This window comes from Janthinobacterium sp. LS2A (assembly GCF_036543145.1).
In the GTDB taxonomy this organism is placed as follows: domain Bacteria; phylum Pseudomonadota; class Gammaproteobacteria; order Burkholderiales; family Burkholderiaceae_D; genus Janthinobacterium; species Janthinobacterium aestuarii.
In genome coordinates, this window is record NZ_JAZHPB010000001.1 from 1,072,226 (window position 1) to 1,093,364 (window position 21,139).

The 21,139-nt window shown below is 61.7% G+C and carries 14 protein-coding genes and 3 tRNA genes; 5 read left to right on the top strand and 12 right to left on the bottom strand.

Features of this window, described 5'->3' with window-relative positions; genetic code table 11:
* Window positions 1-121 precede the first annotated feature (121 nt).
* Window positions 122-1,168, bottom strand: coding sequence for an NAD(P)-dependent alcohol dehydrogenase (locus tag V3C40_RS04955; RefSeq protein ID WP_331776733.1), 1,047 nt, complete (start codon window positions 1,166-1,168; stop codon window positions 122-124).
* A gap of 179 nt (window positions 1,169-1,347) precedes the next feature.
* On the opposite strand from V3C40_RS04955, the gene V3C40_RS04960 reads away from it, so the two are divergent.
* On the top strand, window positions 1,348-2,286 hold the full coding sequence (locus V3C40_RS04960) for an AraC family transcriptional regulator (RefSeq protein ID WP_034750995.1): 939 nt from the start codon (window positions 1,348-1,350) through the stop codon (window positions 2,284-2,286).
* Here the strand turns inward: V3C40_RS04960 and V3C40_RS04965 are convergent.
* Window positions 2,268-5,840 (bottom strand): hydantoinase B/oxoprolinase family protein, encoded by a 3,573-nt coding sequence (locus V3C40_RS04965; protein WP_034750998.1) that lies wholly within the window; start codon window positions 5,838-5,840, stop codon window positions 2,268-2,270. The two genes, V3C40_RS04960 and V3C40_RS04965, sit on opposite strands and share 19 nt — an antisense overlap.
* A gap of 144 nt (window positions 5,841-5,984) precedes the next feature.
* Between V3C40_RS04965 and V3C40_RS04970 the strand changes: the two genes are divergently transcribed.
* A complete protein-coding gene (locus V3C40_RS04970) occupies window positions 5,985-7,529 on the top strand; it encodes a bifunctional ADP-dependent NAD(P)H-hydrate dehydratase/NAD(P)H-hydrate epimerase (protein WP_070301857.1) in 1,545 nt (514 codons plus the stop codon).
* A gap of 117 nt (window positions 7,530-7,646) precedes the next feature.
* On the opposite strand, the gene V3C40_RS04975 is transcribed toward V3C40_RS04970, so the two are convergent.
* Entirely contained in the window at window positions 7,647-8,399 is a 753-nt protein-coding gene (locus tag V3C40_RS04975) for an ABC transporter ATP-binding protein (protein WP_425323989.1), read from the bottom strand.
* Between V3C40_RS04975 and V3C40_RS04980 the strand changes: the two genes are divergently transcribed.
* Window positions 8,398-9,087: an arylesterase gene (locus V3C40_RS04980; RefSeq protein WP_080698539.1), complete on the top strand. Its 690-nt coding sequence runs from the start codon at window positions 8,398-8,400 to the stop codon at window positions 9,085-9,087. The genes V3C40_RS04975 and V3C40_RS04980 overlap by 2 nt on opposite strands.
* Before the next feature lie 178 nt (window positions 9,088-9,265).
* Here the strand turns inward: V3C40_RS04980 and V3C40_RS04985 are convergent, their stop codons facing one another.
* The 8 genes from V3C40_RS04985 to tig form a co-directional block, all read right to left on the bottom strand.
* Window positions 9,266-11,191, bottom strand: a complete 1,926-nt coding sequence (locus tag V3C40_RS04985) for a SurA N-terminal domain-containing protein (protein ID WP_070301964.1) — start codon at window positions 11,189-11,191, stop codon at window positions 9,266-9,268.
* A gap of 410 nt (window positions 11,192-11,601) precedes the next feature.
* Window positions 11,602-11,678: transfer RNA gene (locus V3C40_RS04990), tRNA-Asp, on the bottom strand.
* A 17-nt stretch (window positions 11,679-11,695) separates the two neighbouring features.
* Window positions 11,696-11,772 (bottom strand) — tRNA-Asp (locus V3C40_RS04995).
* 125 nt (window positions 11,773-11,897) lie between these two features.
* Window positions 11,898-12,170 (bottom strand): HU family DNA-binding protein, encoded by a 273-nt coding sequence (locus tag V3C40_RS05000; RefSeq protein ID WP_010398442.1) that lies wholly within the window; start codon window positions 12,168-12,170, stop codon window positions 11,898-11,900.
* Between the two features lie 204 nt (window positions 12,171-12,374).
* Window positions 12,375-14,786 carry an endopeptidase La gene (gene lon, locus V3C40_RS05005; protein ID WP_034751007.1) on the bottom strand — a complete coding sequence of 804 codons (2,412 nt, stop codon included), beginning with the start codon at window positions 14,784-14,786 and terminating at the stop codon, window positions 12,375-12,377.
* Window positions 14,787-15,062: 276 nt separating this feature from the next.
* On the bottom strand, window positions 15,063-16,331 hold the full coding sequence (gene clpX, locus V3C40_RS05010) for an ATP-dependent Clp protease ATP-binding subunit ClpX (RefSeq protein ID WP_034751010.1): 1,269 nt from the start codon (window positions 16,329-16,331) through the stop codon (window positions 15,063-15,065).
* A 200-nt stretch (window positions 16,332-16,531) separates the two neighbouring features.
* The gene (gene clpP / locus V3C40_RS05015; protein ID WP_374106865.1) at window positions 16,532-17,149 is read right to left on the bottom strand and encodes an ATP-dependent Clp endopeptidase proteolytic subunit ClpP; all 618 of its coding nucleotides are present in this window, start codon (window positions 17,147-17,149) and stop codon (window positions 16,532-16,534) included.
* Between the two features lie 85 nt (window positions 17,150-17,234).
* The gene (gene tig / locus V3C40_RS05020; protein WP_319991792.1) at window positions 17,235-18,575 is read right to left on the bottom strand and encodes a trigger factor; all 1,341 of its coding nucleotides are present in this window, start codon (window positions 18,573-18,575) and stop codon (window positions 17,235-17,237) included.
* Between the two features lie 600 nt (window positions 18,576-19,175).
* Here tig and V3C40_RS05025 point away from each other — a divergent pair.
* Together V3C40_RS05025 and V3C40_RS05030 are read left to right on the top strand one after the other, a co-directional pair.
* A complete protein-coding gene (locus tag V3C40_RS05025; RefSeq protein ID WP_034751016.1) occupies window positions 19,176-19,358 on the top strand; it encodes a hypothetical protein in 183 nt (60 codons plus the stop codon).
* Window positions 19,321-20,880: a hypothetical protein gene (locus V3C40_RS05030; protein WP_331776734.1), complete on the top strand. Its 1,560-nt coding sequence runs from the start codon at window positions 19,321-19,323 to the stop codon at window positions 20,878-20,880. Before V3C40_RS05025 ends, V3C40_RS05030 begins: the two co-directional genes overlap by 38 nt.
* 59 nt (window positions 20,881-20,939) lie before the next feature.
* Here V3C40_RS05030 and V3C40_RS05035 read toward each other — a convergent pair.
* Window positions 20,940-21,022: transfer RNA gene (locus tag V3C40_RS05035), tRNA-Leu, on the bottom strand.
* Between the last annotated feature and the right edge of the window lie 117 nt (window positions 21,023-21,139).

Sequence of the window (21,139 nt, forward strand, 5' to 3'; positions counted from 1 at the left end):
TTGCTTTTAAAGCATACCGGTTGGAACGCCCGAAAAATGCCCAGGGCTAGGGGCCGCGTCGAAGACAGTACGAATAGTACGGCGAGACGCGGTAACAACGCCCTGGGCTTTTTCTCGAGCGTTACAAAGATGCCATGTCGATCACGAAGCGGTAGCGTACGTCGCTCTTGACGACACGCTCAAACGCCTCATTGATATCCTGGATGCGGATGATCTCGATGTCCGACACAATATTGTGCTTGCCGCAGAAATCCAGCATTTCCTGGGTTTCCTTGATCGAGCCGATCATGGAGCCGGACAGGCTGCGGCGCGCGCCCACCAGGCCGAAGGCGCTCACGGGCGGCACGGCGCCGTCGGGGATGCCGACGATGACCATGTTGCCGTCGACTTTCAGCAGGTTGATGTACTGGTTCCAGTCGATCGCCGCGCCGACGGTGCAGATAATCAGGTCGAACGTGCCGGCCAGTTTAGTGAACGTTTCCGCGTCGTTGGTGGCGTAGTAATGGTCAGCGCCCAGGCGCAGGCCGTCTTCTCGCTTCGACAGGGTCTGGCTCAGCACCGTCACTTCGGCGCCCATGGCGTGGGCGATTTTCACGCCCATGTGGCCCAGGCCGCCCATGCCCAGGATGGCGACCTGCTTGCCAGGGCCGGCTTTCCAGTGGTTCAGTGGCGAATACAGGGTGATGCCGGCGCACAGCAGCGGCGCCGCGGCGTCCAGCGGCAGGTTGTCGGGAATCGACAGCACATAGCCTTCCTTGACGACGATGCTGTCCGAGTAGCCGCCCTGCGTGGCCGTCTTGCCGTCCGCTTCCAGACCGTTGTAGGTCTGGATCAGGCCTGGCATGTACTGTTCCAGGTCCACGTTGCGCGTCTTGCAGGTGGTGCAGGAATCGACGAAGCAGCCCACGCCCACGTGGTCGCCCACCTTGAACTTGCTGACGTTGGCGCCGACGGCCGTGACGACGCCGGCGATTTCATGGCCGGGCACCATCGGGAAAGCGGCGCCGCCCCATTCGTCGCGCGCCTGGTGGATATCGGAATGGCACACGCCACAGTATTTGATCGAGATGGCCACGTCGTCTTCGCGCGGGGCGCGGCGCTCGAACGTGAACGGTTGCAGTGCGGAAGTCGGGCCCAGTGCGGCGTAGCCTTTGGCGATGGTGGTCATGAAAACTCCTGTATCTAGATGTGTGTGGCGAGGGGTGACGCGTGCCATGCATGCGATTGCACAAGTGTGCCCGAGATGCCCGGCCGCCGTTACCGCGATCCTGCAAGACCTTTGCACGATCCTCCAAATCTGCGTAAGATCAGCCCCTGCCCTTCTTCGCCTCACGCATACTGAACGCCATGTCCACGCCACTTACTCCGCAAGATGAAATCGCCGCCCTGATCAGCCGCCACGCGCCGCGCACGGGCGACTACACGACGGCCATCGGCAACCTCAGTTTCCACCGCCAGTCCTCGGTCACGGAATCGCTGTTCCATGCGGCGCGCCCCAGCGTGGCCATCATCGCGCAGGGTGCGAAAGACGTCACCCTGGGCACGGAAACCTTCCATTACAGCCGCATGCAGTATCTGCTGACCTCCGTCGACCTGCCGGTGCAGGTGCGCGTGGTGGAAGCGAGCGTGGACAAGCCGCACCTGTGCGTGGTGCTGGGCATCGACATCGCCGACGTGGCTGCGCTGCTCGACAGCGAAAGCGGCAGCGACAACGTGGCGCAGCAGAAAATCCTGCCCGCCACGCGCGGCATTTCCGTCAGCGACGTGTCGGCTGAGCTGCTCGACGCCATGCTGCGCCTCGTGCGCCTGCTCGACAAACCGGGGGAAATCGCCACATTGGCGCCATTGATCCGCCGCGAGCTGACCTATCGCCTGTTGAACGGCCCTGTCGGCGCGCGCCTGCGCCACATGGCGCTGGCCAGCAGCCAGTCGCACCAGGTGGGGCAAGCCATCGACTGGATCAAGCACAATTATTGCGAACCGCTGCGCATCGAGCACTTGGCCGGCATGGCGAACATGAGCATGTCGTCGCTGCACCACCACTTCAAGGCGATTACGGCCATGACGCCGATGCAGTACCAGAAACTGCTGCGGCTGCAGGAAGCGCGGCGCCTCATGCTGGTCGAGCAGATCGACGCGGGCACGGCCGGCTACCGGGTCGGCTACGCCAGCGAATCGCAGTTCAGCCGCGAATACAGCCGCCAGTTCGGCCGCGCGCCCATGCGCGACGTGGGCCAGGTGCGCGCGCAGCTCAGCGGAGCCACGGCCTACTCCGTCTTGCCGTAAGCGCCGCCACCCGGCGTTTCGATCACGAACACGTCGCCCGCCTGCATGTCCGTCTTGCCGATATGGGGCAAGTGCTCCACCGTGCCGTCAACCCGCTCGACGTAATTGCGCCCCAGCGCGCCCGGCGCGCCGCCGTCCATGCCGAAAGGCGGATGGATGCGGTTGTTCGACAAGATCGCCGCCGTCATCGGCTCCAAAAAGCGCACCCGGCGCACGCCGCCATTGCCGCCGTGCCAGCGCCCCGCCCCGCCGGAGCCTGCACGGATGCTGTAGCTGTCCAGCCGCACGGGAAAGCGCCACTCGAGGATTTCCGGGTCCGTCAGGCGCGAATTGGTCATGTTCGTCTGCACCACGTCCGTGCCGTCAAAACCGGGACCGGCGCCCGAGCCGCCCGATATCGTCTCGTAGTACTGATATTTGGCGCTGCCGAACGTGAAATTGTTCATCGTCCCCTGTGAGGCGGCCATCGCCCCCAGCGCGCCATACAGGGCATTCGTGATGCAGGTCGAGGTTTCCACGTTGCCCGAGACGACGGACGCAGGATACTGCGGGTTGAGCATGGAGCCGGGCGGGATGATCACCGTGAGCGGCTTCAGACATCCGGCATTCAAGGGAATCTCGTCGTCGACCAGGGTGCGGAACACGTACAGCACGGCCGCCATGCAGACGGCGGATGGCGCATTGAAGTTGTTCGGCAACTGGCTGGACGTGCCCGTGAAATCGATGACGGCGCTGCGGGCAGTTGCGTCGACCCTGATCGCCACCTTGATCTGCGCGCCGTTGTCCAGGTCCAGCGCATAGCGGCCATCCTTCAGGGTCGTGATGACCCTGCGCACGGCTTCCTCGGCATTGTCCTGCACGTGGCCCATGTAGGCTTTTACTACGGCGAGGCCGAAATGCGCGACCATCTTGTGCAGTTCGTCGGCCCCCTTCTGGTTGGCCGCCACCTGGGCGCGCAGGTCGGCCAGGTTTTGCCGGGGATTGCGGGCCGGCCAGCTGGCGCCCGCCAGCAGGGCCAGTGTTTCCGCCTCTGCTAACCGCCCCGTGTCGCCGTCGACCAGTTTGAAATTGTCGATCAACACGCCCTCTTCCTCGATGCGCGTGGAGTCGGGCGGCATGGAGCCTGGTGTCGTGCCGCCGATATCGGCATGGTGGCCGCGCGAGCCGACATAGAACAGGATGGCGCCGCCCGCTTCGTCGAACACGGGTGAAATGACCGTCACGTCGGGCAGATGCGTGCCGCCGTGGTACGGGTCGTTGAGCATGTAGACGTCGCCCGGCCGCATGGTGCCCGCATTGCGCGTCATGACCGTGCGGATGCTCTCGCCCATGGAACCCAGGTGCACGGGCATGTGCGGCGCGTTGGCGATCAAATGGCCTTGCGCGTCGAAGATGGCGCAGCTGAAATCGAGCCGCTCCTTGATGTTGACGGAATGGGCCGTATTTTGCAAACGCAGCCCCATCTGCTCGGCGATCGACATGAACAGATTATTGAAAATTTCCAGCATCACGGGGTCGGCATTGGTCCCGATGGCACGGCGTTCAGGCAAGGCGACGACCCTGCGCAAGACCAGATGGCCATGCGCCGTCACTTCGGCGCGCCAGCCCGGCTCGATGACCGTGGTGGCGTTGGCGTCGCTGACGATGGCCGGGCCATCGATGATGTCGCCTGGACGCAAGCTGTCCGCCGCATACAGGCCGCTTGGCCTCCACGCGCCGGCGCAATACATGTCCACCGTCTGCAAGGGCGCCAACCCACGCGCGCGCGCCGCATGGGTAGGCGTGGCCACTTGCGGCGCATCGGACGCGCCGATGGCTTCCACGGAAATCGCTTCGACGATCAGCGCGCGCGCCGGCATCAGAAAGGAAAAGCGTTTTTTGTAGGCCGCTTCGAACTGCGCCTGCATGCTCGCCACCGTATCGAACAGCACGACAAGGGCCGAATCCGTGCCTTCGTAGCGCAGGTGCACGCGCGACACCAGCGCGATGCGCTTCCCTTCCACGCCCTGGCGCAGCAAGTCGCCACGCGCCAGTTCGCCCAGTTGCGCGAAATCGCCGGCCAGGTCCGCGCCCAATGCCGCCTCGATGGCGCGCTCGCGCATGGCGCTCTGGTCGGCCAGGCCCATGCCGTAGGCCGACATCACGCCCGCCAGGCGGTGGATGAACACCGTGCGCATGCCCAGCGCATCGGCCACCAGGCAGGCATGCTGGCCGCCCGCGCCGCCAAAGCTGGTCAGGGTGTATTCGGTGACGTCGTGGCCGCGCTGCACGGAAATCTGCTTGATGGCGTTGGCCATGTTGCCGACCGCGATGGCGACATAGCCTTCGGCCACATCTTCCGGCGTCGAATTCACCGTGCGCGCCAGCGCTTCGAACTGGGCCCGCACGGTGGCCACGTCCAGCGCTTCATTGGCATCGGGGCCGAAGACGCGGGGGAAGAACGCGGGCTGCAGCTTGCCCAGCATGACGTTGCAGTCGGTGACGGCCAGCGGGCCGCCGCGCCGGTAGCTGGCGGGGCCGGGATTGGCGCCCGCGCTGTCCGGCCCCACCTTGTAGCGGGCGCCGTCGAAATGCAGGATGGAGCCGCCGCCCGCGGCCACCGTGTGGATGCTCATCATGGGCGCGCGCATGCGCACGCCGGCGATCTGCGTCTCGAACACGCGTTCGAATTCGCCCGCGTAATGCGACACGTCGGTGGAGGTGCCGCCCATGTCGAAGCCGATGACCTTATCGAAACCGGCCAGCGCGCTGGCGCGCACCATGCCGACGATGCCGCCGGCGGGACCGGACAGAATGCTGTCCTTGCCCTGGAAGGCGCGCGCATCCGTCAAGCCGCCATTCGACTGCATGAATTGCAGGTGCACGCCGGGCAGCTCCATCGCCAGTTGGTCGACGTAGCGGCGCAAAATCGGCGACAGATAGGCGTCGACCACCGTGGTGTCGCCGCGCGCCACCAGTTTCATCATGGGACTGACTTCGTGCGACACGGACACCTGCGTAAAACCGGCTTCGCGCGCCAGCTGCGCCACCCGCGCCTCGTGCGCGTGATGGCGGTAGCCGTGCATCAGCACGACCGCAATGGCGCGCACTCCGCGCGCATATGCGTGTGCCAGTGCCACCCGCGCGGCCGTCTCGTCGAGCGGGGTCACGACGTCGCCGTGGGCGCCCACTCTTTCATCGATCTCGATCACGTCGCCATACAGCAGTTCGGGCACGATGATCTGGCGCGCGAACAGCTGCGGGCGGTTCTGGTAGGCGATGCGCAGGGCGTCGCGGAAACCGCGCGTGATGGCCAGCACGGTCGGCTCGCCCTTGCGTTCGAGCAGCGCATTGGTGGCCACCGTCGTGCCCATCTTGATGGCGCCCACCAGTTCGACGGGCAGCGGCGCACCAGGCGCCAGGTCCATCAGCTGGCGCATGCCGGCCAGCGCCGCGTCGCGGTACTGGCCAGGATTCTCCGACAGCAGTTTATGCGTGGCCAGGCTGCCGTCAGGACGGCGCGCCACGATGTCCGTAAAGGTGCCGCCCCGGTCGATCCAGAATTGCCAGTCCATCGCCTTGCTCCCGTGCTTGTGTGAGATCCTATGTGAGATGGCTATTGTAGCCGCACAATTACGGCGCACCGCAGGCGTGCGCGCCTTGCCTTTCGCTCGCTTCGGCCTTATGTTGAAGATATGCTGACTAACGGAACACGCTCCATGAACCTGATCGACTCTGCCGCCCCCTTGTATTCCATCGCCGAACTGCGCGCCATCGAACAGGCGGCCATGCGCGACCTGCCGCAAGGGCTGCTGATGCAGCGCGCGGGCCAGGCCGCCGCCAGTGCCGCCCTGAAGCTGCTGCATGCCCAGGACGATGGCGAAGACGCGGGCCACCGCCGCGTGCTGGTGCTGGCTGGCCCCGGCGACAACGGCGGCGACGCGCTGGAAGCGGCCGCGCACCTGGCCGGCAGCGGCACGGAGGTGCTCGTCTGGCTGGCGCCCGAAGCGCAAGCCACGTCGCCCGAGCGCGAACAGGCGCTGAGCCGCGCGCGCAACAGCGCCGCGCGCTTCATGGATGCGGCAACGTCGATGGCGTCGGCCGCGGTGGGCGCGGCGCCGTGGCATCTCGTCATCGATGGCCTGTTCGGCATCGGCGCGTCGCGCCCCCTGGACGGCGAATGCCGCGACATGGCGCAACTGGTCAACAACCTCGATTGCCCCGTGCTGGCCCTCGACGCGCCCAGCGGCCTGCACGCGGACACGGGCGCCATCGACGGCGTCGCCATCCGCGCCACGCATACGCTCACCTTCATCGGCGACAAGCCTGGCCTGCACACGGCGAATGGCCGCGACCATGCGGGGGATGTGGAAGTGGCGGAACTGGCCATCGATCCCTCCCTGCTGCCGCCCGCCAGAGCCCAGCTGGGCGGCCTGCACCTGTTCGCCCGCCATTTGCTGCCGCGGCGCCAGAACACGCACAAGGGCAGCTACGGCAGCGTGGCCATCATCGGTGGCGCGCAAGGCATGGCCGGCGCGCCCATCCTGGCGGCCCGCACGGCCCTGCATGCGGGCGCGGGACGAGTGTATATCGCGTTTCCCGACGCACCGCCCGCCTTCGACAGCGGCCAGCCGGAGCTGATGTGCCGGCACGCGAGGGACGTGGATTTCTCGGGCCTGCACTTCGCCGCGCTGGTGGCCGGTCCCGGCCTCGGCGACAAGGCCGGTACGGTGGAACTGCTGCAGCGTGCCATTGACAGCGACAGCCCCCTGCTGCTGGACGCGGACGCGCTGAACCTGATGGCGGCCGAGCCGGAGCTGCAATCGGCGCTGGCCGTGCGCACGGGCGCGGGGGCGACGATATTGACACCGCATCCGCTGGAAGCGGCGCGTTTGCTCGACCTGACGGTGGCCGAGGTGCAGGCCGACCGCCTGGGCGCGGCGCGCCAGCTGGCCACGCAGCTGGGCGTCATCGTGGTATTGAAAGGTTCGGGCACGGTGATCGCCGCGCCCGATGGCCAGATTGTCGTCAACAACACGGGCGGCCCCGCGCTGGCGACGGCCGGCACGGGCGACGTATTGTCCGGCCTGTGCGGCAGCCTGCTGGCGCAAGGCTGGCCGGAATGGGAGGCGGCGATAGGCGCCGTCTGGCTGCATGGCGCGGCGGCCGATGCGCTGGTGGCCGCAGGCAGCGGCCCGATCGGGCTGACGGCCGGGGAATTGATACCGGCGATACGCCGGTTGATCAATGCCTTGTCGGCATAGGCATTTGGCGCGCTTGTGTTGGATTACGCTGCGCTAATCCAAGCTACACCCCGAAGGTCGCGTAGGTCGGGTAGGTCGGATTAGCGGAACGCGTAATCCGACAACCGCCACTAACAATCACACCAGCCGACCAGCCGCAATCGTAATCGTCCGCCCGCAACGGGCCGCGATCGAACTGTCGTGCGTGACGAGCACCAGGGTCGACCCGCGTTCGCGGTTCAGCTCGAACATCAGCTGGATCACGGCTTCGCCGGTGGCCGCATCGAGGCTGCCCGTCGGTTCATCGGCGAACAGCAGCGGCGGCTCCGTGACGAACGCGCGGGCCAGGGCCACGCGCTGCTGCTCGCCGCCGGACAGGTATTTCGGATAATGCTTCAGGCGGCTGCCCAGGTTGACCCTGCCCAGCATGGCTTGCGCCTTTTCCTTCGCGTCCGGGTCGCCGCGCAACTCCAGCGGCAGCATGACGTTTTCCAGCGCCGTCAAATGGGCCAGCAGCTGGAAAGACTGGAACACGAAACCGAGCTTTTCCTTGCGAAAGCCGGCGCGGCCGTCTTCATCGAGGGCGAAGATATCGGTGCCGTCGAGGATGACTTTGCCTTCGCTGGGCGTGTCCAGTCCCGCCAGCAAACCCAGCAAGGTGGACTTGCCGGAACCGGAGGCGCCGACGATGGCCAGCGTCTCCGCCGTTTGCACGGTAAAATCGACTTGATGCAGGATGGTCAGCTCACCATCGGCATCGGGTACGCGCTTGGCCAGTTGGACCACTTCGATGGCCGGCTGGGCATTTTGGCTGTTGGGTACGGCGGGCCGCTGGGCCGCCGCGTCTGATGGAAGAAAACTGGTGGAAGTCGCTTTAGGGAATTCGGGCATGCTGATCTATCTTAAAAAATTTCGTGAACAAATAAGTGTCGAGGGCAGCAGCCGCATGCGGCGGCGCACCCTGTCCTTGCTTCCTGCGGCAGCCCTGCTGCTGGTATCGAGCATGACGAACGCCTATTCTGCACCAAAAACGCTGCTGGTGCTCGGCGACAGTCTGTCGGCCGAGTATGGGCTGGCGCGCGGCACGGGCTGGGTGGCGCTGCTGGAACAGCGGCTGCAAGCGCAAAAGAACGACACGCGCATCGTCAACGCCAGCATCAGCGGCGAGACCACGAGCGGCGGCCGCGCGCGCCTGCCTGCCCTGCTGGCCAAGCACCAGCCCGATGTCGTGCTGATCGAACTGGGCGCCAACGACGGCTTGCGCGGCTTGCCCGTGGCGGCCGCCGAAGCAAATCTGCGCGCCATGGGCGAGGCAGCCAAAAAATCGGGCGCGCAAGTGGTGCTGGTGGGCATGCGCATGCCGCCCAACTATGGCCGCGCCTATGGCGAACAGTTTTACGGCGTGTACGGCAAGCTGGCCAAGGAATGGAAGGCGCCACTGGTGCCGTTCATGTTCGAAGGCATCGCCGACCAGCCGCAGCTGTTCCAGGCCGACCGCATGCACCCGAATGCGAATGCGCATCCGACGATTTTGAGGAATATCTGGCCGCGGCTGGCGCCGTTGCTGGGGGCCAAATAAGCAAAAGGCTGGTGTTACCTCTAGCCCAAGGCAGAATCCGGGGTCAGAGCCGGCGGGTCTGACCCCAGCTTTATGCTGACGATCCCGCTCGCGTCCATGGCACGCTCACTCCACAGACAAAATCCACAGACAAAAAAATAGCCGCTCAAGAGCGGCTATTTTTATGGGCTAAAACTGATTACGGTGCTTCCGGCGCTGCCGCAACCGGTGCGGTCACCGGCTTGACGATCTTCACCTTGGCCTTGGCTTTCAGGTACTCGACGTAGTCGAACATTTCCTGTTGTGCCAAGATGCCGCTGATCTGGTCTTTCTCTTGCTGGCGGCGCGCTGCGTCCACTTCTGCTGGCTGCTGCACCTTGGCGATGCGGTAGATGCCGTAGCCCAGGGCTGGCAGGTCCACGCCCACATAGGCTGGCAGCTTGCTCGTGTCCGCTTTCATGACTTGCGCGATGGCGGCACGGTTGATGCCGTCGAGCTTGCTGCGCGATACCCATTGCGCCGCGCCGAAACCGGTCGCATCACCGGAGGCTTTCAAGGCGGCCAGCTTGGTCTCGCCCGCTTTCTTGGCCAGCTTTTCCGCTTCTTCCATCGTCACGCGTTGACGGATCATCGCTTCGACTTCGGCCAGCGGACGCTTCGAGGCAGGCTTGAATTCCACCACGCGGCCGGCGATCAGCACGTTAGGCGCGACGGTGACGGCTTCCGTGTTGCGCTTGTCTTTCAGCGAGTCGTTCGAGAAGATGGCTGTCAGGAACTTGGCGTTGTTGAACGGCGCCTTGCCCAGTGCTGGCGACGGCGTGCGCGACAGGTTGGCGACGGTTTCCACTTTCAGCTTCAGCTTGTCGGCCACCGGCTTCAGGCTGTCCGATTGCTCGTAGACCGTGTTGGTGAACGTTTCGGCCATTTCCGAGTATTTCTTGGCGGCAAATTGCTTGCGCAGGTCGGCCGTGATTTCGCCGCGCACTTCGTCCAGCGCACGGACGTGCTGTGGCTTGAGCGAGGTGACGGTCAGGATATGGAAGCCGAAATCGGAAGCGACGACATCGCTGATTTCGCCTTGCTTGAGTTTCGCGACAGCGCTCAGCAGCGGTGCTGGCAAACCATCCTTGCCAATCACGCCCAGGTCGCCGCCTTGCTCTGCGGACGCCGGATCTTCCGACTTGGCTTTCGCCACGGCGGCAAAGCTGGCTGGCGCCTTGCGGACTTCCGCCAGGATGGCTTCGGCCTTGGCCTTGGCGGCTGCCTTGTCGGCGGCCGACGCGTCTTTCTTGACGGCTACGAGGATGTGGCTGGCCTGGCGCGCTTCTTCCGTCGTGTAGGCTTTCTGGTTCTTCGCGTAGTAGCCGGTCACGTCGGCGTCGGTGACGTCGACCTGCTCGCCGGCGGCGCTGTCGTCCAGCACGACGTACTCGACCTTCGCTTGTTCCGGGATTTCGAAGAACTTGCTGTTCTTGTCATAGAAAGCCTTGATCATGGCGTCCGTCACTTTGACTTCCGACACGTACTGAGCGATCGGCAGCAGCAGTTCCTGCACTTCACGCTCTTCCGAGGTGATATCGGACAGGCGCTTGGACACGGTGTTCGGCGCGAAGGCGGTGCCTTGCACGGCGCCGGCCAGTTGCTGCAGGGCCAGGTCGCTGCGGCGGCGCGCATCGTACATCTGCGGCGTCATGCCTTGGGCGGCCAGCATGGCCTTGTAGCGTTCCAAGTCGAATTTACCGTCCGGCAAGGTCAAGCCTGGGATGTCCAGCACTTCCTTTTGCAGCACGGCATCGCTGATGACCAGGTGGCTGCGGCCCACTTCGGCGGCCACGGCGCGCTCGGCGATCAGGTTGTCGAGGATGCTCTGGCGCGCTTCCGGCGTGTCGAACATTTTCTGGTCGAACTGCTCGCCCATCATCTGGCGGTAGCGGTCGATCTGCTGGCGTTGCGCTTCTTCATATTGCTGCTGCGTAACGACCTGGTCGCCGACCTTGGCGATGGTGTTCGCGCCATCGCCGAAGCTTTGGTAGCCGCTGATACCGACCAGTGCAAAAGACGGGACGATGACCAGCATCAGGAGAAACTGCATCAAGCGTCGATGGGTACGAATAAATTCAAACATGGTCAGCCAATTCGGGATGAGTGGATCACTATAAAAAAAGGCGAACATGCGTTCGCCTTGATTTCTTCGGCGGAATGGACGGGACAGATGTCCACTTCCCCTTTAGATTCAACAACTTGGCGCTGGAACTAAAGCAGGATTCTGACGCCCAAGCCATTATCTCCTGATTCTACAATGCCCATAGCGCTATAGCAAGAGTAAATCAGGGCGCGCGCCCTGCCCTGGCGCCGCATGGCGCGCAAGGCGCCGGGCTCGATCATTTAACACGGCGCAGCTTAAAGCGGATTTAAACGCGGGCGTTTTTATTCAAAACGGCAGGACGGGATTTTAAAAGCAGGTGCGCCGAGATAATCTGGCGCCGGAAAAGAAAAACCCGCGCTACTTATTCAGCAGCGCGGGCTTCTATATTCTGGCGGAGCGGACGGGACTCGAACCCGCGACCCCCGACGTGACAGGCCGGTATTCTAACCAACTGAACTACCACTCCTTAAGAGCGTATTTTTTTGGCGGAGCGGACGGGACTCGAACCCGCGACCTCCGACGTGACAGGCCGGCATTCTAACCAACTGAACTACCACTCCGAAAAATACACAGTACTACTTGCATTTGTATTCAGGGTTGCGATTCGCAGAACTTCAACCCTGAAATCGCGGCACCCGGAGGCGCCGCCAAATGTTTCCGGTGATTGTCACCTCACCGAAGTCCGTTAGTTTACAGCATCCTTCAAAGCTTTACCAGCTTTAAATTTTGGAACTTTTGCAGCTTCGATCGTGATCGCTTCTTTGGTACGCGGATTGCGGCCGGTACGCTCAGCGCGTTCGCTGACCGAGAAAGTGCCAAAACCAACCAGCGTCACGCTGTCGTTGTTTTTCAAAGTTTCCGTCACGCCGCCGATAACAGCGTCGAGTGCGCGCGCAGCGGCGGCTTTGGAAATGTCAGCTTTTTCAGCAATGTGGTCGATCAATTCAGTCTTGTTCACTAGCATCCCCAATTACAAAGGTATAAAACGTTTACCGTATCGTTGCGGCACTTTTGGCACCACAGCTGTCCGGCGAAAAAAATGTGCAGGCGTATTAAACAAGCCACACTGTATATGTGTCAAGCGCTTTGGGGGCGCAATTCACGTTTCAATATAAAACAAGCGCTCTAAAAGCGCTTGTTTGGGGAAAACAGGGGTAAAACGTTAGTGTTTTACTACCTCGCCGGCCGCGTCAGGCTTGGCCGCGGCGGCCGTGACAGCCTCCACCGCAGCGACATCCGCCAACGCTTCAGGCATGCGTTCGAGGGCGATTTCCAGCACTTTGTCGATCCAGCGCACCGGTACGATCTCGAGCTTGTTCTTGACGTTGTCCGGAATGTCGGCCAGGTCTTTCACGTTCTGCTCGGGAATCAGGACCGTCTTGATGCCGCCGCGATGAGCCGCCAGCAGTTTTTCTTTCAGGCCGCCAATCGGCAATACTTCGCCGCGCAAGGTGATCTCGCCCGTCATCGCCACGTCGGCGCGCACGGGGATGCCCGTGAAGACCGACACCATCGCCACCGTCATGGCCGCGCCAGCCGAAGGACCATCCTTCGGTGTCGCGCCTTCCGGCACGTGGATGTGGATGTCGCTCTTCTCGAACACGTCCGCCTTGATGCCCAGGCGCTGTGCCCGGCTGCGCACCACCGTGCGGGCCGCCTCGATCGACTCCTTCATGACGTCGCCCAGGGTACCCGTGCGGATGATGCCGCCCTTGCCCGGCATTGACACGGCTTCGATGGTCAGCAGATCGCCGCCCACTTCCGTCCATGCCAGACCGACCACCTGGCCCACCTGGTTTTCTTTCTCTGCGACACCGAAATCATAGCGGCGCACACCGAGGAATTTGTCCAGGTTCTTCGAGTTGACGATGACTTTCTTGTCGGATTTCTTCAGCAGCAGCATCTTGACCACCTTGCGGCAGATCTTCGACACTTCACGCTCGAGCGAACGCACACCGGCTTCCCGCGTGTAGTAGCGGATGATGTCGCGCAGGGCCGACTCGGCCACCGAGATTTCCTCTTCCTTCAAGCCATTGTTCTTGATTTGCTTCGGCAGCAGATAACGCTGCGCGATGCTGGTCTTTTCGTCTTCCGTGTAACCGGACAGACGGATCACTTCCATGCGGTCAAGCAAGGCTGGCGGAATGTTGTACGAGTTCGACGTGGCCACGAACATCACGTCGGACAAGTCGAAATCGACTTCGATGTAATGGTCGGAGAACGTGTGGTTCTGTTCCGGATCGAGCACTTCCAGCAGGGCCGACGATGGATCGCCACGGAAATCGGCACCCATCTTGTCGACTTCATCGAGCAGGAACAAAGGATTGCGCACGCCGACTTTCGACAGCGATTGCAGGATCTTGCCCGGCATCGAGCCGATGTAGGTGCGGCGGTGGCCGCGGATCTCGGCTTCGTCGCGCACGCCGCCCAGGGCCATGCGCACGAACTTGCGGTTCGTCGCGCGGGCGATGGACTGGCCCAGCGAGGTTTTACCGACGCCAGGAGGACCGACGAAGCACAGGATCGGGGCTTTGAGCTTGTCGACGCGCTGTTGCACCGCGAGGTATTCCAGGATGCGTTCCTTGACCTTGTCGAGGCCGTAGTGGTCGCCTTCGAGCACTTTTTCCGCATTCGACAGATCGTTGTTGACCTTGGATTTCTTTTTCCAGGGCAAATTGACGAGGGTGTCGATGTAGTTGCGCACGACGGTGGCTTCGGCCGACATCGGCGACATCAGCTTGAGTTTTTTCAGCTCGTTGGTGGCCTTGTCGAGCGCTTCCTTCGGCATTTTTGCCGAAGCGACTTTTTTCTCCAACTCGTCGAGGTCGGCGCCATCTTCGCCCTCGCCCAGTTCTTTCTGGATCGCCTTGACTTGCTCGTTCAGGTAGTACTCGCGCTGCGACTTTTCCATCTGGCGCTTCACGCGGCCGCGGATGCGCTTTTCCACCTGCAGGATGTCGAGCTCGCCTTCGAGCTGGCCCAGCAGGTGCTCGAGGCGCTTGGCCACGCTGAAAATTTCCAGGATGACTTGTTTTTGCTCAAGTTTCAGTGGCAGGTGCGCGGCCACCGTGTCGGCCAGGCGGCCGGCATCGTCGATGCCCGACAACGATGCCAGGATTTCCGGCGGGATCTTTTTGTTCAGTTTGACGTACTGGTCGAACTGCTGCACGATCGCGCGGCGCATGGCTTCGACTTCCGACTCGTCGCCCGGCTCGGACTCGAGCGGCGTCAGGTCGGCGATGAAGTGCGTCGGCGCATCGCTGATATGGTTGATACGGGCACGCTGCGCGCCTTCGACCAGCACCTTGACGGTACCATCGGGCAGCTTCAGCATTTGCAGAATATTGGCGACGCAGCCAATTTCATAGATATCCGAAGGAGACGGCTCGTCCTTCGCGGCTGCTTTTTGAGCGGCAAGCATGATGCTCTTGCCCTGCTCCATCGCAGCTTCCAGCGCCTTGATCGACTTTGGACGGCCAACGAACAGCGGTATCACCATATGCGGGAAAACGACGACATCCCGCAACGGCAATAACGGCAGTTGAGTTTGCTCAGTTAATTTGGAAGTTGTCATGGCGTACCTTATAGAAAGCGTGTTTACGATGTTGGCGCTCGCTGCCAAAACACAAGACCGGCGAGAATAAATAATTCTGTGAAACAAACATTTTTCTGTCTATTTCGCAAAACACACCCGCATGACGGTAATAAATGCAGTTTTCACAGTAAAAAAGCCACGCGCAGCTAAGCGCCGCGAGTGGCTTTCCGATTGAAGCCTGCACTCATTGATTTAAATTGTACTGCCATGCATTAAGGAATCAAAACCCTTTTTATGCATTTGTCTCAGCAGTAATCAATTTTCTCCGGAGGCCTTGGCAGTCTCTTGATAAATCAACAAAGGTTTGGCGCCACTGGTGATGGTATTTTCGTCGATGACGACCTTCACCACATTTTGTTCGCTCGGCAGTTCGTACATGACGTCCAGCAAAGCATGTTCCAGGATGGAGCGCAGGCCACGGGCACCGGTCTTGCGCGCCAGTGCTTTCTTGGCGATCGCATGCAGGGCGGCCGGACGAATCTCCAGTTCCGCGCCTTCCATGTCGAGCAGCTTCGAATACTGCTTGATCAGCGCATTCTTCGGCTCGACGAGGATCTGGATCAGCGCCTCTTCCGTCAATTCCGCCAGGGTGGCGATGACGGGCAGACGGCCGACCAGTTCCGGGATCAGGCCGAACTTGACCAGGTCTTCCGGTTCCGCTTGCAGCATCAGTTCGCTGGCCGAGCTTTGCGACTTGCTGCGCACCGTGGCCGAGAAGCCGATACCGCTCTTTTCGGAGCGGTTGGCGATCACTTTCGACAGGCCGTCAAAGGCGCCGCCGCAGATGAACATGATGTTGGTCGTGTCGATCTGCACGAAATCCTGGTTCGGGTGCTTGCGGCCGCCTTGTGGCGGCACGGAAGCCATCGTGCCTTCGATCAATTTCAACAGCGCCTGCTGCACGCCCTCGCCCGACACGTCGCGCGTGATGGACGGATTGTCGGACTTGCGCGAAATCTTGTCGATCTCATCGATGTAGACGATGCCGCGCTGGGCTTTCTCGACGTCGTAGTTGCAGCTTTGCAGCAGCTTCTGGATGATGTTTTCCACGTCCTCGCCCACATAACCGGCTTCGGTCAGGGTGGTGGCATCGGCGATCACGAACGGCACGTTGAGCATGCGCGCCAGGGTCTGTGCCAGCAGGGTCTTGCCCGAGCCGGTAGGACCGACCAGCAAGATGTTGCTCTTGGCCAGTTCGATGTCGTCTTTCTTGCCCAGGTGCTTGAGGCGCTTGTAATGGTTGTACACCGCCACCGACAGGATGCGCTTGGCAGTCTGCTGGCCGATCACGTACTGATCGAGCAAGGCGGCAATTTCTTGCGGCGTCGGCAGGTCGGATTTGGTACCGGTCACCGTCTCGATGCTCGACGTTTCATCACGGATGATGTCGTTGCACAAGTCGATACACTCGTCACAAATGAATACGGACGGGCCGGCGATGAGTTTCTTCACCTCGTGCTGGCTTTTGCCGCAGAACGAGCAATACAGTAATTTTTCGCCGCTAGAGGATTTTTTGTCTGACATAAGGCATTTTGGTTGGAACTGCATTAACAATATTGCAAAATCGCAAGCCGGATGATGGTTGCCGCCCGCAAAGGCGGCTATCCATGGCGCAAGTCAACAACGTGCACAAGCTCCATGCTACCCGAAATAAAAGCGAAACGCCCGAACGTTTGATCGCCCGGGCGTTTACTTACGTACTTAGCAATACCGGTAGGGGCTCATCAAGCGCGGCTGGTCAACACTTTGTCGATCAAACCATACTCAACGGCCTCGTCGGCGGACATGAAACGGTCGCGGTCGGTGTCCTTGGCGATCTGTTCGATCGACTGGCCCGTGCGCTCGGCCATGATGCCGTTCAAGCGGGTGCGCAGGTAAAGGATTTCCTTTGCCTGGATCTCGATATCGGACGCCATGCCTTGCGAACCACCGGACGGCTGGTGAATCATGATGCGCGAGTTGGGCAGCGAGAAACGCTTGCCCTTGGCGCCAGCGGCCAGCAGGAAAGCGCCCATCGAAGCAGCCATGCCCGTGCACAGGGTCGAGACGTCCGGCTTGATGAACTGCATGGTGTCGTAGATGGCCATGCCGGCCGAGACCGAACCACCTGGCGAGTTGATGTAGAGCGAGATTTCCTTTTCCGGATTTTCGCTTTCCAGGAACAGCAGCTGGGCGACAACCAGGTTGGCCATCTGGTCATTGACCGGGCCGACCATGAAAATCAAGCGTTCCTTCAGCAGGCGCGAGTAAATATCATACGAGCGCTCGCCGCGACCGCTTTGTTCCACCACCATCGGCACCAGGCCGAGCATCTCTGTGTCCAGCGCCGGATTACGGTTCATACCTGTCATTTCATTTCCTTGTGAAGCAGTTAGGGGATACCGCCCTCGCCTTTCGGCAAGAGCCGGCATCCCAATACCAACTGGTTTACGCTTGTGCGTTGCTTCCCATCAGTTCGTCGAAAGCAACTGCTTTCGTCGTGACTTTCGACAGGCCCAACACGTAAGTGACGACGTTTTCTTCCAATACAAGGGCTTCGATCTCACCCAGACGACGACGGTCGCTGTAGTAGTACTTCAGCACTTCGCGTGGATCTTCGTAGCTTTGGGCGAAATCTTCGATTTGCGCCTTGACTTGCTCAGGCGTTGCCTGCAGGTTGTTGTCGCCCACCAGTTGCGACAGGATCAGGCCCAGGCGTACGCGACGCTCGGCTTTGTCTGCGAACAGTTCTGCTGGGAAAGGCACGTCCTTGACGTTCATGCCACGCTGCGCCATGTCTTGACGGGTCATTTCGGCCAGGCGCTCGGAATCCTGAGCGATCAGCGTTTTTGGCACTTCCAGCTCAGCAACTTTGATCAGCGCGTCCATGACGGCTTCCTTGTTGCGTGCTTTCACGCGGCCAGCGACTTCGCGTTGCAGGTTGACTTTGATGTCTTCGCGCATTTTGGCCAGGTCGCCATCGGCAACGCCCAGGGACTTGGCGAATTCGGCATCGACTTCCGGCAGGTGCGCCCATTCCAGCTTTTGCAGGGTGATGGTGAACGATGCGGTTTTGCCGGCAACGTCCTTGCCATGGTAGTCCTCTGGGAACGACAATGGGAACGTCTTGGCTTCGCCAACTTTCAGGCCCAGGGTCGCTGCTTCGAATTCTGGCAGCATGCGGCCTTCGCCCAGCACGAAAGCGTAGCCTTCAGCTTTGCCGCCTGGGAATTCAACACCGTCGATCGAGCCGACGAAGTCGACGGTCACGCGGTCGCCGTTGGCAGCGACAGCTTCGCCGCCGTCGCCGTGTTCGCCAGCTTCGCCCTTGGTGTGGAAGTGCACGCGCTGCTTGCGCAGGATGTCGATGGTCTTGTCGATTTCGGCTTCCGACACGTCGGCTTGCACGGTTTCGATTTCAACGGCCGTCAGGTCGCCGATGGCGACTTCCGGATACACTTCGAACGTTGCGTCGAAAGCCAGCTGGCCTTCGGCTGCTTCTTCTTTCGGCACGATGTTCGGGAAACCGGCCACGCGCAGATTGTTTTCGTTGGCGGCGTCGTTGAACGCGCGGCCGACTTTGTCATTCAGCACTTCCGATTCAATTTGGTAGCCGTATTGTGCTGCGACCATTTTCAACGGCACTTTGCCCGGACGGAAGCCCGGTGCCTTAGCCGTACGGGCTTGCACTTTCAGGCGCTTCTCAACTTCCGTGCGGACGTCCGTCAGCGGGAAGGAGATCGTGATACGACGTTCGAGTTTGCCCAAGGTTTCGACTGCAGTTGCCATGTAAAAAATCGTCCAAAAAATAAACACTGTTGGTGCGAGAAAAGAAGACCCGACCCCTTGCGCCATCACTGGCGGCAAGACATGGGTCCAGCTTCACTCGCTCGCATATTCATCTGTAAAAGTACTGAAAACAGGACGATGGACCTGGTCTACCCGGCTGAGGGAAAACCCGCACCAGGCACCAAACAATCCGCCGCTTCCAGTACTGCGACAGGGCTCCGAGCGTCCAGCCATGCGTCTAAGTATATGCAGGGCCGGCCATCATTCGGTAAAGCGTGGCATTATAACAAAGGACTTCGGGAAAGTGGCTGGCTTTGCAGCCCGGCCACAGAGGATACCAGCGGCGGCGAACGAGTCGCCACAGCCTGGGGGTGCCCTGTCTTTACTCTTGCCCCGGCATTCTTTATTTCGCCAGAGACAGGCTTTCCAGCCTGCTTCGTTCATTAGTATATGCGAACTGGCGCCCCGTCCGAAACAAAGAAATGCGCTCACAGCGAAGATTTCGGGCAAAAAACCTTTGATTTACCTCAATTTGGCCATTTTTCAGGCAAACCTAAGTCGCGCGCGCCCTCTCCAAGTGAATTTAATGGAGAAAACATCATGAGCGATAGCACATCCGGCAGTTCCAGCAACGCCAAAGCCAAGCTGCAAATGGTCCTCAGCCGCCTGCTCGACGGCGTATCCGATGACGACCTGCAAAAAATCCAGACGGAAGTCGATGAAATGGAATTGCGCATGCGCGGCGATGGCCACCACGACCACGACCACCCCACCGTCGCCTGACCCGGCAGTGGCTGCGCTTACCGTGCGCGCCGCGCCACCGGATGCGGACGTGCTGGCCGCCGTGGAAACGGCGCTGGCGACCCACCGCGCGTTTGGCGACAGCGACTATATCCGCGACCAGCTGGCCATCACCTACCGGCGGCGCCTGCACAAACTGGGCGGCACCCTGCCCGAGGCCGCGCGGCTGGCCAGCCTGCTTGAGGGGGCGCCACCGGCGCGCCAGCGCCAGCTGCTGGGCGACACGGTGCTGCGCTGCGCCGTCCAGCACGCCATGCGCCAGTTGCACCTCGGCGACGAGTACGGCTTGCCCCTGCCGCAATGCGCGGCATTGTTTCAGGCGGCCAGCGCACACCTGGATGCGGGCCTGCCCGGCGGCCCGCTGACGACGCACCTGCCCGACATGGCGCGTCTTTACGGCGAGCACCCGCCGCAGGACAACGACACTTACCTATGGCATGCCTGGCAGGAAGATACGCCGTACGCACGCGCCTTTCTTGCAGTGATGGACGATAACTACGGCGCGCCACTGACCACGCCCACGCCGCAGGAACGGACCCTGCTGCGCCGCGGGCTAGGCTTGCTGGAAACCTTGCTGCCCCGCCTCACGACCAGCGCGCTTTCTCATGTGCAATTGATCGCCCTGTTTCCCAAGCTGGGCACGTGGCGCGGCAAGGCGTCCAGCTCGCAATTTCGCGTCAACGGCAGCGTGTTCCTGAACCAGGAACTGATCGGCAATCCCTGGTGGCTGGCCGAGCACTTGCTGCACGAGTCGCTGCACCAGAAACTGTACGACTTCCGCCACGGCCACAGCCTGCTGGCGCCCGACTATGCGCGCGAGGATGGCGCCAAGGTCTGCTCGCTGTGGAATGCGCCCGATGATGAGGGCAATCACTATTGGGATGCCCACCGCACCCTGGCCGCCTTTCATGTGTATGTCCACCTGGCCTTGCTGTGCCTGCTGGCCGAGCAACAGGAGGCGGCACTGTCGCCCCAGTACGGCCCCATCGGCCAGCACATGAGCGGCAGCCGGCGCGCCATCGACCGCGCCCGCTACCTGGGCGAACAATTGCAAAGCACCACCTGGCCGGAACTGGGACTGGCCGGGCGGCAGATGACGCACTGGCTGCTCGATGTGCTCGACGCCCTTGACACGCAACGGCGGCCAGGCGGCGCCACCGTGCATTTGCTGCTCGACCTGTACGAGCGCCAGAGCCGCAAGCTCGACACTTATCTGGCGCGGCAGCCGCCACCGCGCAGCGACACGCTGGCCGCGCAGGCGCAGCAAGAGCTGGCGATGACGCGCGAGGCGCTGCACCTGCTGGACAAGGAACTGCCGCCCTCAACGCAGACGCACGAGCACGACTGGCCGCAGACACGGCAACGCGTCTTGCAGGCGCTGTTGCCGCTGACTGAAGATGATCATTTAATGGAAAGGAACGGCTACCCGCAGGCGCAGGCACTGATTGCGCAGATGGTGCAACAGTCGAGCCGGCAACTGGGCGCGCTGGGCGCACTCGCTTAATTGACTACTTTGGAGAAAATCTTGATGGCGCTGCACATCCGGGCTGGAACAACCCGGATTGGTGCGGATGGGGAGACTCGAACTCCCAAGCCGAAGCACTGGCTTCTAAGACCAGCGTGTCTACCAATTCCACCACATCCGCATTTGGTACTACTGTGTGCTACTTGTTGCAGCTTGCTCCTGATTTTAACAACTCGGGAGCGATCTGGCTACCGCAGACTAAACGAGCAAGCCCTCGGTAAAGCAAAGGCGGCATTCT